We start from the raw sequence: 13,993 nt of genomic DNA, 5'->3' as shown, positions 1-13,993 counted from the left end.
GACCGCGCATGATTGATGAAAACCGGCTTATCCAGTCCGTTGAACGAGCAATGACCGTGCTGGAGGCGATCGCGGCCGCCGGGGGCGAGGCGCGGCTGGTCGATCTGACGGCGCGCCTGGGGGTGAACAAAAGCACGCTGCACGGCCTGCTGAATACCCTGTCCGCCATGGGCTATGTGAGCCGCCGCGATACCCGCTACGCGCTGGGGCTGCGCCTGAGGGAGATCGCTCAGCCGCTCGCCGACGCCGACGCCGCGTTGCGCGCCGCTTTTTCCGGCGTGCTGCGCGCGCTGGCGGCGCGCAGCGGCGAGACCTGCTATCTGGCCGTCCCCTGCGGCACGCGCGAATACCTCTATATCGACGCGCTGGAAGGCAGCGGGGCGCTGTGCGTTCCCAGCCCGCGCGGGCGGCGCGAAGGGCTAACCACGTCGGCGATCGGCAAAATCTTTCTGGCCTATGATCCCGAGCTGGCGCGCAGTCTGCGTCGGGCCGGGCTGGTGCCCTCCGCGTTGGAAAAAGAGCTGAAAACGATTCAGACGCAGGGATACGCGCTGGATCTGGAGGAGGCCGAGCCCGGACTGAATTGTTTGGCGCTGCCTTTGCGCCAGCAGGGGCGCGTGGCGGCGGCCGTCGGCGTCGCCGGACCCTCCTGGAAACTTCGCTCGCCCCTGTTGCGCCGCCTTGCGGCTAGCGTAATGTATTAAATGTTCGGCATTATCGAACTTTAACCGCCAGTTGCTGCGATTCTATTCCCATCAGAGCTTCCTTGTCGGCATTATCGAACGCGTTTATTTCTTTATCAGGAGTTTCCGTATGTTTGAGTCTCTTTCCCGACAGGTTATCGAGCGCGCCCGGTCGCTGGCGCGCGCGCAGGGATTTGCCGTTTGCATCAGCGTGGTGGACGATAGCGGCCTGCTGCGCGCGTTTCTGCGTATGGATGACGCCGTTCCCGGCGCAATCGATGTGTCGCTGAAGAAAGCGCGCACCGCGGCGCTGTTTCGTACCGACAGCGGTGAGATCGGCGCCGCCGCACAGCCGGGCGGCGCCATTTATACCTTGGAGTCCACCAACGGCGGACTGATAAGTTTCGGCGGCGGCATCGTTCTGCGCGATGCGCAGGGCAAGGCGGTGGGCGCGGTAGGCGTTGCCGGCGCCACGGTGGAGGACGATCAGGCCATCGCGCTGAAAGCTGCGGGGCGCGTATGAGCCGCATAAACCGGGTACACCCCGGTATCTGGGCGCTCGCCGTTACCGCCTTCGCCATCGGCGTGGCGGAATTTATCGTCGTCGGCGTATTGCCGTCCATCGCCCAGGATTTCGCCGTCCCGCTGTCAACAGCGGGCGGGTTGGTCGGGATATATGCGCTGGCGCTGGCGCTGGGGACCCCCGTTATCGTGCTGGCGCTGGCGCGTTTGCCGCGCAAGCCGGTGATGCTTGGGCTGATAGCTCTGTTTCTCGCCGGCAATGTACTGTCGGCGTTAGCCGCCAGCTACCCGATGCTGCTGGCCGGACGCATTCTGACCGCGGTTGCGCACGGCAGCTTTTTCGCCATCGGGGCGACGGTGGCGGCGCGGCTGGCGCCGACGGGGCAGGCGAGCCGCGCCATCGCGCTGATGTTCGCCGGGCTGACCCTGGCGATGGTGATCGGCGTGCCGCTGGGCAGTTTGCTTGGCAACGGTATGGGCTGGCGATTGCCGTTCTACGCGGTGGCGCTATTGGCCGCCGTCGCCTGGCTGGCGACCCTGTACCGGGTGCCGGCGCTGGCGGCGAAACCCGCCGGCTCCGTCTCCGCGCAGTTGGCGGCGTTGGGCCAGCCGGCGATTCTGCTGATGATGAGCGTTACCATCCTGGGGTTCGGCGCCAGCTTCTCCGCCTTTACCTTTGTGACGCCGATTCTGACCGGGATTACCGGCTTTTCATCTGCCGGCGCCAGCCTGTTGCTGGTGGTATTCGGCGTCGCCACGCTGATCGGCAATCTGGCGGGCGGGCGCTTGGCCTCCACGCTCGGCTGGCAGCGCGCGCTGAGGCGCATGCTGGCGTTACTGCTGTTAACGCTGATCGCGCTGGCGTTTCTGATGCCTTACGCCCTGCCGATGGCGGCGCTGTTATTTGTCTGGGGCGCGCTGGCTTTCGGTTTATCGCCGGGTTTTCAGGCGGGGATGCTGGAGACGGCCGAACGCTATACGCCGCAGGCGGTGGACTTTGCCTCGGCGTTGAACATCTCGGCGTTTAATTTGGGGATTACGCTGGGCGAGACCGTCGGCAGCCTGATGGTCGCCCGCGACGGCATGGCGCTGACGCCCTGGGCGGGCGTGGCGCTGACGGCGCTGGCGCAGCTTCCTCTGGGCTGGTTGGCGTTGAAAAGCCGGAGATGTGCGGCGGATTAGGGCGCGGTGATGACGATGGCGACGCGGCGGTTTTCCGCACGGCCTTGCGCAGTGCTATTGCTGGCGACGGGGTACTTTTCACCCAGCCCGCGCGTCGTCAGATTGTTGCGCGGCAGGTTGATGCTTTGCGCATAGGCATCCGCAACGGTATTGGCGCGTTTCAACGACAGCGACTGATTATACTGGCTTTCGCCATAGTTATCCGTATGGCCATCCATTCTTGCGTGGCGCAGGCCGACGGAAGAGAGCGCAGAGGCGATTTTTTTTATCGCATCGACGCTGCGCGGGCTGAGCGATGACTGGTTATTGTCAAATAAGATCTTTTCTGACAGCCCCAGCGTCCAGCCGTCCGGCGTGCTTTTGAATCCTTGCGACTGCAGTGCGGAAATTTGTTCCGGGGTAAAGGTTTGTCGTGGCGACTGGCATCCGCTAATGCCCAATACCGCGGTTAATATCAGCCCTGCCAGAAAGCCGGTTTTCATAGAATCTCCCGTGTTATTCATGATCAATTATTGCGATGGCGCTGTTTTTCCAGATACATATTTTTATCCGCCTCTTCCATCAAGGATTTCAATGTCGAATAATTATCCGCAATGGCGACGCCGATACTTAACGTCATTCCGATAGTCGTGCCGTCGGATAAATAGATAGGTTCGCTCATTGTCTCCTCGATTTTCCCTATCGTGGCGTCAATAAGATCCCTATCCGCGGTTTTGGAAAAGATAAACAGGGCGAACTCATCGCCGCCCAGGCGCGCCGGCAGCGACGCTTTACCCACGCACTGTAATAAGCGATTGGCGATGGTGACGAGAACGTCGTCGCCTGCGGCATGTCCATAGGTATCGTTAACCTGCTTGAAATCGTTGCAATCGATAAACAGCAGCGCTATCTGAGACTTGCTTTTCTTATCTCTGAGCAAATTTTCCAAGGTACCGCAGAATGCCGCGCGGTTGGCTAATCCGGTCAACGAGTCGCGGCGCGAACGTTTTAGCAGCGAGTCGTTCTCTTTCAACATCTGGTTTTGCCAATGTTCGATCTCCTCAATTAAGCTGTTGAAATCTTTACTTAGGGTATCGATCTCCACTATTTTCCCCGCCGGCGCCCGGCGGGTGAAATTGCGGTTTTCCCTGATATCGTGCACCACATCGGTAATATTTTGCAGGTCGAAAATCAGCCCGTTATGCAGACGGCGGGAGATAAAAATAGCCAGAACCGACGCTAAAATAATGCACAGGGTTAGCGCGATTAAAGAGAAATAAACGAACTGTTTAATCGTCGCGTCCGCGCCGGAGATCTCAATGTCGCCTACCCGTTCCCCGCGATGATAAATAGGCTGAATAACCGAGTGCGGAAATAGCCAGCGGATAATCGCCTTATCCTGATATTCCGTAGAATAGCTATTATCCGCCCGCCATTCGGTCAATTTTCTCCCCTGAACGTCGGTTACCGTCGCCACGCTGAACTGCCCCTGCCGGCCGAGGTTTTCTAATATTTCTTTGGTGGCTAAGCTGTCCTGAAATACCACCGCGGCTTCTACGCTCTGGCTTAACGTGTAAGCCAGAACTTGCAGGCTCTTTTCCGTATATTGCTTGAGCGAAATCAGCGAAGCGGTGGTAATCAGCATCCATGAAAGCGTCATCGTAATAACGATGCTTATCGCGCTGATGCGGGTCAGGGCAGACCTGAAGGTTATTTTCCTTGCCGGATGGGAAGTAAAAATGCCTTTATTATTCATGATCTTCATTCTGTGACCGCGCGAGAATTAACACTTCAGGGCTCACCCTGATACCGGTACGGGACAACGCATCCAAATTAACGGAAAAGCTGACGGTTTTATTGGAAAACGCCAGGCAAAACGCGCTGCCTCTGGTGCATTCCTGATTCTGTTCTGCAATCGTCAAGAGCGGATAATCCGGAAGCTGCTCCGTTATTTTTAGCTGTTCCGCCTCCGACTCTCGTCCGAAATAGACGGCGTCGCATCGTGATGGCGGAATATCGCGGCTATTTTCCAGTATGACGGCATTAAAAATCGGCGTCTTCGGCGTTGAAACCGGCGCGGTTAATGAGGAGAGAAAATAGGCGGATGAAAATATGCACAGCGTGGGGATTTTATTCGGCACCGGCCAGTGTGAATAACTGATAATCCCCGCCACGGTTTGATAAACCTTGTCCGCCGGTACCTGCGACATCTCATGCTCTATACTGGATACCGCCGCCCTGGCGGAAGCGATGGCGATAAGCAGTAAAAAAGGGAGGAATACAGGCCACTTTTTCATCATACCTTAATTCAACCCTGTTAAATGAACGCTTATTGGAATAGGGTGCAATATATTTAATCCCCGCTATTCTAGCCAGCGCTTTTTTTTATGACGGACCTTTCCCCGTCGCTTCCGGAGCGCCGCCGGCGCTATGGGTTAAACGCCGTTGCGCGCGATATTCCGGCTCTACTTTCGCATTTACATCTCCAGACTTCCTGATACAGTCGAAAAAAGCGGGCCGTCGGTCACGGTATAGCTTTTCATCCATAGTTATGCCCCGAAGAATAAGTCGAACTGCGGGACAAAAACGCCAAACGCGTTTTGAACAGCGCCAGGGGCCGCCGGGCCCTTGCGGTTCGAGGGGGGAGATATGCAGGGAGATGTTTGATTTGGATATATTAGCGGTTAAATTAATCGTCACGCCGGCGTTGATGCTTGTCGTCTCTTTGGCGGTGAGAAAATGGGGCAGCTTCGTCGGTGGTTTACTCTCCGGCATGCCGCTGACGTCCGGTCCGGTCGCGCTGTTTCTCGCCATCGAGCAGGGGCCGCAATTTGCGGTTCAAGCCGTGTCAGGCTCGCTGTCGGGGCTGGCGGCGGTGCTGCTGACTTATCTTTTTTACCTGGTCATCGCCCGCTCGCTGGCCGTTCCGGCGGCCTGCGGCGCCGCGCTGGTCTTTTTTGTCGCCATCTCCCTGCTGCTGCTGGTTGCCGCTTCGCCGGCGGTCGCGATTATTATCAGCCTGGCGGCGGTCGCGATGATCATTCGCCTAACCGGGAAGTTGGAGCGGCGCGTCAGCCCATCGCCGGCGCCGTTCTGGGACATTCCCTTGCGCATGCTGACATCAACCGCGATGCTTTTCGCCATTACCGGTTCGGCGCACATTATCGGCCCGCATGTCAGCGGCATTCTTTCGCCGATTCCCGTGATTGCCTGGCCGCTGACGGTCTTTGCCCATGTGCAGGGCGGTCGGGGAGAGATGGCGGCGGTGGTGCGCGGCAATGCGGTAAGCGCGTTGGGCGTTATCGTTTTCTATGTGACGATCGGAGAACTGCTGCTCAAGACGGGAATATTGACGGCGTTTGTCGCGGCCTTAGGGGCTTCCGTACTGGTGACGATGCTGCTGGCCGAAGCCATGCGGCGTTCGGTCAGCACGGCCTCCTAAACGCTATCACCTCAGCTGTTTTTCAATCGGCGATACGCCTTCGGCGCGTCGCCATAACGCGTCCTCGCTAGCGGATAGCGCGATTCATTTCACCAAGAATAATCACCATAAGAAAGTTAAATTTGAATTCGCGCCTCTCATTAGCGTCCAATGTAGACAACGTAACGAGCAGCCCGCGCAGATAGCCCGATTGGGGGCTTGGGGTAGCGAAGATTACGGCAATCTTAGCTTAATAAATGCGTGTTATGAATGGGTTCCGTTAAAGCCCGCTTGCTAATAGTTAGGGACGTACGCTATATGCCGAATACCCGGGAAAATCTTTTACACTACGCCCACCCGCGGCACTGGATGCTGTGGCTCGGATTGGGCGTGCTGTTCTTTCTGGTTCAACTGCCTTATCCCGCGCTGGTTAGATTGGGAGGCTGGCTAGGGCACCAGTCGATGCGCTTTTTAAAAAGGCGTCTGGCGATCGCCACGCGTAATATGGAACTCTGCTTTCCCGACGAGAACGCGCGGCAAATCAAGGCCAGAGTCACCGATAATTTCGCCTCCCTCGGCATAGGGCTGATGGAAACGGGTATGGCGTGGTTTTGGTCCGACAAACGAATAAAAAAGTGGGTTGAAGTCGTCGGGCTGGAAAATTTGCAGCAGGCGGAAAACAAGCGGCAAGGGGTGATCGTGATCGGCGTACATTTTATGACGCTGGAGCTCCATTTCCGCATGCTGGGGCACTGTCAGCCGATGACCGTTATGTATCGGCCTCATAACAGCAAAATCATGGAGCTGGTGCAGAGGAAGGGGCGCTCAAGATCGGGCAACGAACTGGTTAGCCGCAAAAAACTGGTTAGCATGGTGCATAGATTGAAACGCGGCGGCGTCGTCTGGTTCGCTCCCGATCAGGACTATGGTCCCAAAGGCAGCGTATTCGTGCCGTTTTTCGGCGTGGAGCGGGCGGCGACCACCAACGGCACGTTCATTATCTCTAAGTTGGCCAAGCCGGAATTGGTGACCGCCGTCGTTATTCGTAAGCCTGGCTCGCAAGGGTATCAATTGACGATCTCCGCCAAATTGGAAAATTACCCTTATGATGACGATTTGGCCGCCGCCAACTATATAAATCGGGCTATTGAGCAGGAGATCATGAAGGCTCCCGAACAGTATCTTTGGCTGCATCGGCGTTTCAAAACCCGCCCGGCGGGCGAGCGGTCGCTGTATGTTTGATGTGCGGGGAGAATCCTCCCGAAAAAGAGAAATGTGGATAAATAGAATTTTCTTGTCTGAAATATCAGTATTCGTTGCGCTTGTCAGATGTTTTCGATTAGTGAATGCTGTTGGCGCGATGATCCGAAACCTAATGAGAAAAATCAGCAAATTGCGAACTGGGTATGATAGATCGCCAGCGAAAATTCGGTTTCAATACGCAGTGACAACAGAATATCACTCATGATGAGTTGTTTAGCCGGGCGTTTTAAAGGGGATGGTTACGGCTCCGCCTCAGATACACGCCGTAGGTGTTTGAGGCGGTGCGTGCAATTTTAGAATAAAATTACGACTTAAGGAGCGCGTTCAGCATTGCGCCGTTGCGCATCAAAATTGATATTCGCTATATTCTCCGGCTGTTTATTTTGTGCAAGTTTACTATGGTAATACACGAAATACTTTTTCAGCGCGGCGGCATGCAGCGTGCCTGCTTCCCCCAGACGCTGGTTAGCCAGCTCCGCAATAGCGGTCACTTGCGCGGGATCCATCAATGCCGGATCGGCATTAGCCTCCAATATCTTCAGTAGCTCCGGCGCAATGGTGACGGGCTTGGGCATCTGGGCTGCCTTCTGTGCCGCCAGCTCAGCGTTTACGCCATTCCATATCAGCATTTGAACGCCGGTCACTGCGCATAGCAGTGCTACGGAAAGTCCTATGTGTATTAAAGACTTCTTAAGGCTACCCTTCCGGAATATGAGCCAATAAAAAAACGTCAACATTGCAATTATAAAATAGATGGCAAGGACGCTAGCAATGACAGTAATTACGTTATCCACAAAAAGTACCACTCCTTATGCTAAAAAGTCTATTTTAATATCATGTTTACGTTACAACTGTAAAGTTGCATTCTTTTATCCTCGGAAGTCACCCAATACCCGGGAGCGCTGTATTCATAACTGGGATTTAATGCTCTTGGGTGGAATCTTTGGTTGCAATAAAAGCGCCCTGCTTGAGGTCTTTTTCTGCGATTCATCCCTGACTCTATAAACCAAAGAACAGCCTGTGAGGCGTTTTCTCAAGGATTCAGCAAATTGGAGTATATATAGGCTGCGCTGCAGACAATTCCACTCTTTCAGTTTTGGGCGTCGTTGAATCAATCGAACTTTCAGCGACAAACAGAATCAGATCACTCTCTTCCCAGACAGTACATGGCGAACCGTGGCAAAGCAGAAGTTTAAAATTATCAACTGGAAAACCTATAACCACGCGCTTCGTCAACGGGGTTCGCTAATCGTCTGGATCGGCGATGACGCCACCGCCGCATGGTACGACACCGCTGAACCCGCCCTGCGTTACGCCGATACGGCGATCGTCACCGCCCTGATGCTTAAAAGCGTCTTCAACCTTACGCTGCGGGCGTTACAGGGATTTATCGATTCGGTTTTCCATCTGATGAATGAAAGTGGATTACCACCGGAGTCGCTGGCGGAAATGGCAATGTCGCGGATGAAGATGATGTTCGGAGAACGGTTGTCGCTGCGTGATTCGATAGCGGATAATAAGACGCAGCGCTTAATGAAAAATATCGGATGAATTAAAGACGATGTCGGTAGCAATTCGACGTTATAAACGCGTGCGTAAATATTTATCGCGCGGATTATTAATTTGGTTAATACCCGGCATTAAAAATAATGGATTGACGCATTGGGGGAAGAAAGCGATAAAAATTAATCGATATATATTTTTATCGGCGAATATTCGTTGCCGAATATAACAACGTACTGGCTGAGGAAGCGAAAATGTTGCAAGTGAATGGCGAGCGTCTGTGGAATAGTCTGATGGATATGGCGAAAGTCGGCGCGACGCCCGCGGGAGGAAATACGCGTCTGGCATTAACGCAGGAGGATAAACAGGGGCGCGAACTCTTTATGCAGTGGTGCCGGGACGCCGGGATGCGCACTTATTTTGATGCCATTGGCAATTTGTTCGCCCGCCGCGAAGGTAAAAATCCGCAGGCCGATCCGATAGTCATCGGCAGCCACCTCGATACGCAACCGAAGGGCGGCCGATTTGACGGCATCTACGGCGTATTGGCTGGGCTGGAGGCGATCCGCACCCTGAACGATAAGCATATTATCACCGAGCAACCTCTGGAAATCGCCGTCTGGACCAATGAAGAGGGGGCGCGATTCACGCCGGCGATGCTGGGTTCCGCCGTATTTACCGGGATGCTGGAACTGGACGAGGCGCTCGCCATCGCCGATCGCGACGGCGTCAGCGTCCGCCGCTCGCTCGCCGACGTCGGCCATGCCGGGAGCGCGCCTTTGGCCCGGGCCTTCGACGCCTACTATGAGGCGCACATAGAACAGGGTCCGGTGCTGGAGGATGAGGGCGTCACGATCGGCGTCGTGACCGGCGGGCAGGGGATCTGCTGGCTGAACGTCGATGTCGTCGGCGTTTCCGCCCATGCCGGTACGACGCCGATGAAATCCCGGCTCGATCCGTTATTCGGCGTGGGCGAAATGCTGGCCTCCCTGGAGCGTTCGCTGGGCGGCGCATTTCCTGACGGGCTGTTTACCATCGGCCAGATGGCCATTCCGGGATCGTCGCGCAATACCATTCCCAGCCGGGTAGCGTTTACCGTGGATTTACGCCACCCCGAAGATAAGAGTCTGGCGGCGATGGAAAGCCACGTGCGCCGGCAGCTAAGCGATATCGCCGCGGCGCGCGGATTAACGCTGCAAATCGAGCGGCATTGGCTGAGTCCCGCCACGCATTTTGACGAAGAGTGCGTCGCTAACGTGCGCGGCGCGGCGCAGGCGCTGGGCCACTCCTGGCGGGATATCATCAGCGGCGCGGGGCATGACGCCATCAACGTGGCGAAACATTGTCCGACGGCAATGGTCTTTATCCCTTGCGCCGGCGGCATCAGCCACAATGAGAGCGAAGCGATATCGCCGCAGGACGCCGCCAAAGGCGGCGACGTGCTGCTGAACGCGCTGCTGTTGCGTGCGGCGCGGGCTAAGGCGCTATCCGCTTAATACCGCTGCGTAACGCTTGCTGGCGGAACGGCGCCGTTACGGCCCCGCCGCCGGCCCTCTGCGCAGAGACGGCGCGTGGCTTCGCTGCGTCGCCGCGTTATTCGGCCTGATGGCCTCACCCCTTCGGGGCCAGCGCAAGCGCCGTTCAACATCGTCCCTTATCGCCGCTCACCGGACTTTGTCGGCAAACTCAAACGCTTTGGCGTTTTTGTCCTGCAATGCGAATTATTTAGGGTATATGTAATATTTCCCATCGTATTTTCCCGACGCGCATTAATACGCTATTTCGAATGGCGTATTATTTTTATCGGCAATTGATTATTCTTCCTTGTTATTTTTATTTGATGGTATTACTGCGTTTTATATTGTTTTGTGACTTATTGGTGCAAGGGCTGCACTCTATTGGTGTTTTTATTAAATAATTGCACCGTAATGGTGTAAAATAATATAAATCAAGATTATATGCCGCATTAAATATATAAAATTGACGCTGCGTTGTTATTGTATGAAGAATAAGGGGTGGAAGAGATTTATTTATATTGGCTGTGATGTTTTTCAGCGGAAATATTAAATTATCCGTTTTGTCGCACCGGAAGATTGTCAGTATTTTCATCGCCGCCCATAGGTTAACGATGAAATAAGCAGTTTGCGTTCGTCACACGGGAGCGCGTCGGCGTTTTTATTTGTGGCGTATGAAAAAGATCATTTAACACTTTGGAGCAAATGATGAAGAACCCCTCTCAACCTTCCCGTAATGGCGGCCAAATCTTACTGGAGCAGCTGCGCGAGCAAGGCGCCAGACGGATATTCCTGGTGCCGGGCGAGAGTTTTCTTCCCTGCATTGACGCGTTCAACGAGCATACCGACCAAATTCAGTCGGTGGTATGCCGCCAGGAAGGCGGCGCGGCCTATATGGCGGAAGCCTACGGCAAAATGACCGGCGAGCCGGGCATCTGTATGGTGACGCGCGGGCCGGGCGCGACCAACGCCTCGATCGGGGTGCATACCGCCTATCAGGACTCCACGCCGATGATTCTGTTTGTGGGACAGGTGGGGAACGATTTCATCGAACGCGAAGCGTTTCAGGAGATCGACTACCGCCGCATGTTCGGCCAGATGGCGAAATGGGTGGCGCAAATCGATCGCACCGATCGCATCCCGGAGTTCGTGGCGCGCGCCTACGCGGTGGCCACCAGCGGCCGGCCCGGCCCCGTGGTGCTGGCGCTGCCGGAAGATGTTCTGTGGGGCGAATCGGATGTCTCCGTCGTCGCGGCCCGTCCGCGTCTGGATGCCTATCCCGGCGCGGAACAGATGGCCGAGCTGGAAACGCGCCTGAAGCAGGCGCAGCGTCCTTTCCTGCTGGTGGGCGGCAGCGGCTGGAGCGAGCAGGCCCAGCGGCAGCTACGGCAGTTCGCCCGCCGTTTTGATTTACCGGTCGGCGTCGCCTGGCGCCGCCTGGAGTGCTACGATCAGCGCGACGAGCAGTTCGTCGGCCATGTCGGTTTCGCCATGCATGACGCGCTGCGCCGGCAATTGCGGGACAGCGATCTGATCATCGCCGTCGGCACGCGTATCGGCGAAGCCACCAGCGAAGGCTATAGCTGGATCGCCGCGCCAATCCCGCAGCAAACGCTGATTCATATCTATCCCGATCCCGAAGAATTGGGACACGTTTACCGCCCCACGCTGGCGATCAATGCCAGCGTTAACGCCTTTGCCGCCGCGTTGCAAGCACTGTCGCCGGAGAGCGAACCGGTTTGGCGGCCGCTGCGCGCCCAGGCCCGCGACGCCTACCTGGCGACCCTCAGGCCGCTGTCCTCTCCCGGCGCGCTGAGCCTCGATCGGGTGGCGCAAATTGTCGGCGAGGTATTGGACGGCCGCGGCTGCATCACCGTCGGCGCCGGCAACTATGCGCTCTATCCGCACCGTTACGTTCCCTTCTCCGGACTGGGCAGTTCCCTGGCGCCGACGGTGGGAGCGATGGGCTACGGGCTGCCGGCCGCCATCTCCTACAAGCTGGAGCACCGCGACCGCCCGGCGGTCTGTTTCGCCGGCGACGGCTGTTTTCAGATGAACATGCAGGAGCTGGGCGTCGCGCTGCAATACCAGGTCGGCGTGGTGGTTCTGGTATTCAACAACGGCATGTGGGGCACTATTCGGGCGCATCAGGAGCACCACTTCCCCGAGCGGGAAATCGCGCTGCGTTTTAGCAACCCGGAGTTTGCCCGTCTGGCGGATGCCTATGAAGGGTGGGGCGTGGTGGTGGACGATACCGGCAAGTTCGAGGCGGCGTTCCGTCAGGCGCTGCGTTTTGCCGAAGAAAAACGGCGTCCGGCTATCGTGGAGCTGCGCTACGACGGCGACGGCATCGCGCCCGGCGTGCTGCTCAGCGAGATTCGGCGGCAGGCGAAAGTAAAACAGGAGGAAGAGGTATGAGCGACTATTCTCTGGCGTACTGGCGACAGGCCGCGGCGCAGCTGAAATTCGAGGGTCGGGCCTGGATCGGCGCCGGCTATAGCGATGCGGAAAGCGGCGCGGTTTTGCCCAGCTTCAACCCGGCGACGGGCGATAAGCTGGCGGATATCGCCGACTGCGGCGCAGCGGACGTCGAACGCGCGGTGCGCCATGCCCGTCAGGCGTTCGACAGCGGCGTGTGGTCGCGCCGCGCGCCCGCCGAGCGCCGTAAAACGCTGGAGCGGCTGGCGCAGCTGATGGAGGAGCACAGCGAAACGCTGGCCCTGCTGGAAACCCTGGATATGGGGAAACCCATCGGCGACAGCATGGCGTTTGATATTCCCGAATCCATTCGCTGCCTGCGCTTTTATGCCGGCGCGATCGAAACCGCCACCGACGAAGTGCTGCCCACGCCGCAAGATGTTTTGGCCACGGTGGTGCGGGAACCGGTCGGCGTGGTGGCGGCGGTGGTGCCCTGGAACTTCCCGCTGATGATCGGCTGCTGGAAACTGGCGCCGGCGCTGGCTGTCGGCAACAGCGTGATCGTCAAACCGGCGGAGCAGTCCAGCCTCAGCATGTTGAAACTGGCCGAACTGGCCCGGCAGGCCGGGATCCCCGACGGGGTATTCCAGGTGGTCACCGGCCGCGGGGCGGTCGCCGGACGCGCGCTCGGCCTGCATAACGAGGTGGATTGCCTGGCCTTCACCGGCTCCACCGCCACGGGCAGACATTTTATGCGCTACGCGGCCGACTCCAATCTCAAGCGCGTCTGGCTGGAGTGCGGCGGCAAGTCGCCGCACCTGGTGTTCGCCGGCTGTCGGCGGCTGGAACAGGCGGCGGCGACGGCGGCGGCGGCGATCTTCATCAATCAGGGCGAGGTGTGCATCGCCGGTTCGCGGCTGTACGTGGAAGACGCCATTTATGAGCGTTTCATCGAGCTGCTGCTGCGGGAAGCGCAGAACTATCTGCCGGGCGATCCGCTGGATCCGCAAACGCGGGTGGGGGCGATGGTCGATAGCGCCCAGCATCAGCGGGTGATTGACGGCATTGACGCCGCGCTGCAGGCCGGCGCGCGCCTTCTGACGCCGATGCCGGCGCAGGCCGGCGGGCTGTATCTGAATCCGACCATTCTGGCCTGCGACAACGGCAACGTCGCCATGCGCCGCGAAATTTTCGGCCCGGTGCTGGGCGTGTGCCGGTTCAGCGGCGAAGAAGAGGCTCTGGCGCTGGCCAACGACACCGACTACGGTTTAGGCGCCGGGATCTGGACCGACGATCTCAGCCAGGCGCACCGCGTTTCCCGCCGCCTGAACAGCGGTATGGTCTGGGTTAATTGCTATGCCGACGGCGCGATAACCATGCCGTTCGGCGGCCGTAAGCAGTCGGGATTCGGCCGGGACAAGTCCGTTCACGCGCTGGATAAATATACCGACCCGAAATCAACCTGGATCCAACTTGCCCGCTGAGCCGCTACCGACGAAGGAGAACAG

At 57.5% G+C, this 13,993-nt stretch carries 12 protein-coding genes and 1 pseudogene; 9 read left to right on the top strand and 4 right to left on the bottom strand.

All coding sequences use genetic code 11. The features are described from left to right. The first annotated feature begins 8 nt into the window (after positions 1–8). The 3 genes from VSX58_RS13000 to VSX58_RS12990 all read left to right on the top strand — a co-directional run bounded on the left by VSX58_RS13000 (position 9) and on the right by VSX58_RS12990 (position 2,387). Positions 9–704, top strand: a complete 696-nt coding sequence (locus tag VSX58_RS13000) for an IclR family transcriptional regulator (RefSeq protein ID WP_327618461.1) — start codon at positions 9–11, stop codon at positions 702–704. A 109-nt stretch (positions 705–813) separates the two neighbouring features. Beyond that, positions 814–1,206, top strand: a complete 393-nt coding sequence (locus tag VSX58_RS12995) for a GlcG/HbpS family heme-binding protein (RefSeq protein WP_327618460.1) — start codon at positions 814–816, stop codon at positions 1,204–1,206. Then, the gene (locus VSX58_RS12990) at positions 1,203–2,387 is read left to right on the top strand and encodes an MFS transporter (RefSeq protein WP_327618459.1); all 1,185 of its coding nucleotides are present in this window, start codon (positions 1,203–1,205) and stop codon (positions 2,385–2,387) included. Before VSX58_RS12995 ends, VSX58_RS12990 begins: the two co-directional genes overlap by 4 nt. Here the strand turns inward: VSX58_RS12990 and VSX58_RS12985 are convergent. From VSX58_RS12985 to VSX58_RS12975, 3 genes are read right to left on the bottom strand one after another with little or no spacing between them, the layout of a single operon-like run. Beyond that, the gene (locus VSX58_RS12985) at positions 2,384–2,869 is read right to left on the bottom strand and encodes an OmpA family protein (RefSeq protein ID WP_327618458.1); all 486 of its coding nucleotides are present in this window, start codon (positions 2,867–2,869) and stop codon (positions 2,384–2,386) included. The two genes, VSX58_RS12990 and VSX58_RS12985, sit on opposite strands and share 4 nt — an antisense overlap. 23 nt (positions 2,870–2,892) lie before the next feature. Next, positions 2,893–4,122: a diguanylate cyclase domain-containing protein gene (locus VSX58_RS12980; RefSeq protein ID WP_327618457.1), complete on the bottom strand. Its 1,230-nt coding sequence runs from the start codon at positions 4,120–4,122 to the stop codon at positions 2,893–2,895. Beyond that, on the bottom strand, positions 4,115–4,666 hold the full coding sequence (locus tag VSX58_RS12975; protein WP_327612872.1) for a YfiR family protein: 552 nt from the start codon (positions 4,664–4,666) through the stop codon (positions 4,115–4,117). Before VSX58_RS12975 ends, VSX58_RS12980 begins: the two co-directional genes overlap by 8 nt. Positions 4,667–5,025: 359 nt before the next feature. Here VSX58_RS12975 and VSX58_RS12970 point away from each other — a divergent pair, with 359 nt between their 5' ends. Beyond that, positions 5,026–5,808, top strand: a complete 783-nt coding sequence (locus tag VSX58_RS12970) for a hypothetical protein (RefSeq protein WP_327618456.1) — start codon at positions 5,026–5,028, stop codon at positions 5,806–5,808. Between the two features lie 297 nt (positions 5,809–6,105). Continuing rightward, positions 6,106–7,029: an LpxL/LpxP family Kdo(2)-lipid IV(A) lauroyl/palmitoleoyl acyltransferase gene (lpxL, locus tag VSX58_RS12965; RefSeq protein WP_327618455.1), complete on the top strand. Its 924-nt coding sequence runs from the start codon at positions 6,106–6,108 to the stop codon at positions 7,027–7,029. A 332-nt stretch (positions 7,030–7,361) separates the two neighbouring features. On the opposite strand, the gene VSX58_RS12960 is transcribed toward lpxL, so the two are convergent. Further along, on the bottom strand, positions 7,362–7,844 hold the full coding sequence (locus VSX58_RS12960; RefSeq protein WP_327618454.1) for a hypothetical protein: 483 nt from the start codon (positions 7,842–7,844) through the stop codon (positions 7,362–7,364). A gap of 382 nt (positions 7,845–8,226) precedes the next feature. Here VSX58_RS12960 and VSX58_RS12955 point away from each other — a divergent pair. From VSX58_RS12955 to VSX58_RS12940, 4 genes and pseudogenes are all read left to right on the top strand, one after another. Then, positions 8,227–8,466 (top strand): annotated as a pseudogene (locus tag VSX58_RS12955) (transposase); the annotation flags it as partial. Between the two features lie 341 nt (positions 8,467–8,807). Then, positions 8,808–10,049 carry a Zn-dependent hydrolase gene (locus tag VSX58_RS12950; protein ID WP_327618453.1) on the top strand — a complete coding sequence of 414 codons (1,242 nt, stop codon included), beginning with the start codon at positions 8,808–8,810 and terminating at the stop codon, positions 10,047–10,049. 723 nt (positions 10,050–10,772) lie between these two features. Beyond that, positions 10,773–12,485, top strand: a complete 1,713-nt coding sequence (locus VSX58_RS12945; RefSeq protein ID WP_327618452.1) for a thiamine pyrophosphate-binding protein — start codon at positions 10,773–10,775, stop codon at positions 12,483–12,485. Beyond that, complete coding sequence (locus tag VSX58_RS12940) at positions 12,482–13,969, top strand: aldehyde dehydrogenase (RefSeq protein ID WP_327618451.1); 1,488 nt, start codon at positions 12,482–12,484, stop codon at positions 13,967–13,969. Before VSX58_RS12945 ends, VSX58_RS12940 begins: the two co-directional genes overlap by 4 nt. Positions 13,970–13,993: the final 24 nt, after the last annotated feature.

The sequence above is a fragment of the Brenneria populi genome, assembly GCF_036016195.1.
Lineage (GTDB): Bacteria > Pseudomonadota > Gammaproteobacteria > Enterobacterales > Enterobacteriaceae > Brenneria > Brenneria populi.
The sequence above is the reverse complement of the archived record's forward strand: the minus strand, read 5'-3'. Positions and strand labels throughout refer to the sequence as shown.

Bases quoted from the DNA above. Each gene is read 5' to 3' on its own strand.
- VSX58_RS13000 (WP_327618461.1), top strand. From the start codon at position 9: ATGATTGATGAAAACCGGCTTATCCAGTCCGTTGAACGAGCAATGACC.
- VSX58_RS12995 (WP_327618460.1), top strand. From the start codon at position 814: ATGTTTGAGTCTCTTTCCCGACAGGTTATCGAGCGCGCCCGGTCGCTG.
- VSX58_RS12990 (WP_327618459.1), top strand. From the start codon at position 1,203: ATGAGCCGCATAAACCGGGTACACCCCGGTATCTGGGCGCTCGCCGTT.
- VSX58_RS12985 (WP_327618458.1), bottom strand. From the start codon at position 2,869: ATGAAAACCGGCTTTCTGGCAGGGCTGATATTAACCGCGGTATTGGGC.
- VSX58_RS12980 (WP_327618457.1), bottom strand. From the start codon at position 4,122: ATGAATAATAAAGGCATTTTTACTTCCCATCCGGCAAGGAAAATAACC.
- VSX58_RS12975 (WP_327612872.1), bottom strand. From the start codon at position 4,666: ATGATGAAAAAGTGGCCTGTATTCCTCCCTTTTTTACTGCTTATCGCC.
- VSX58_RS12970 (WP_327618456.1), top strand. From the start codon at position 5,026: ATGTTTGATTTGGATATATTAGCGGTTAAATTAATCGTCACGCCGGCG.
- lpxL (WP_327618455.1), top strand. From the start codon at position 6,106: ATGCCGAATACCCGGGAAAATCTTTTACACTACGCCCACCCGCGGCAC.
- VSX58_RS12950 (WP_327618453.1), top strand. From the start codon at position 8,808: ATGTTGCAAGTGAATGGCGAGCGTCTGTGGAATAGTCTGATGGATATG.
- VSX58_RS12945 (WP_327618452.1), top strand. From the start codon at position 10,773: ATGATGAAGAACCCCTCTCAACCTTCCCGTAATGGCGGCCAAATCTTA.
- VSX58_RS12940 (WP_327618451.1), top strand. From the start codon at position 12,482: ATGAGCGACTATTCTCTGGCGTACTGGCGACAGGCCGCGGCGCAGCTG.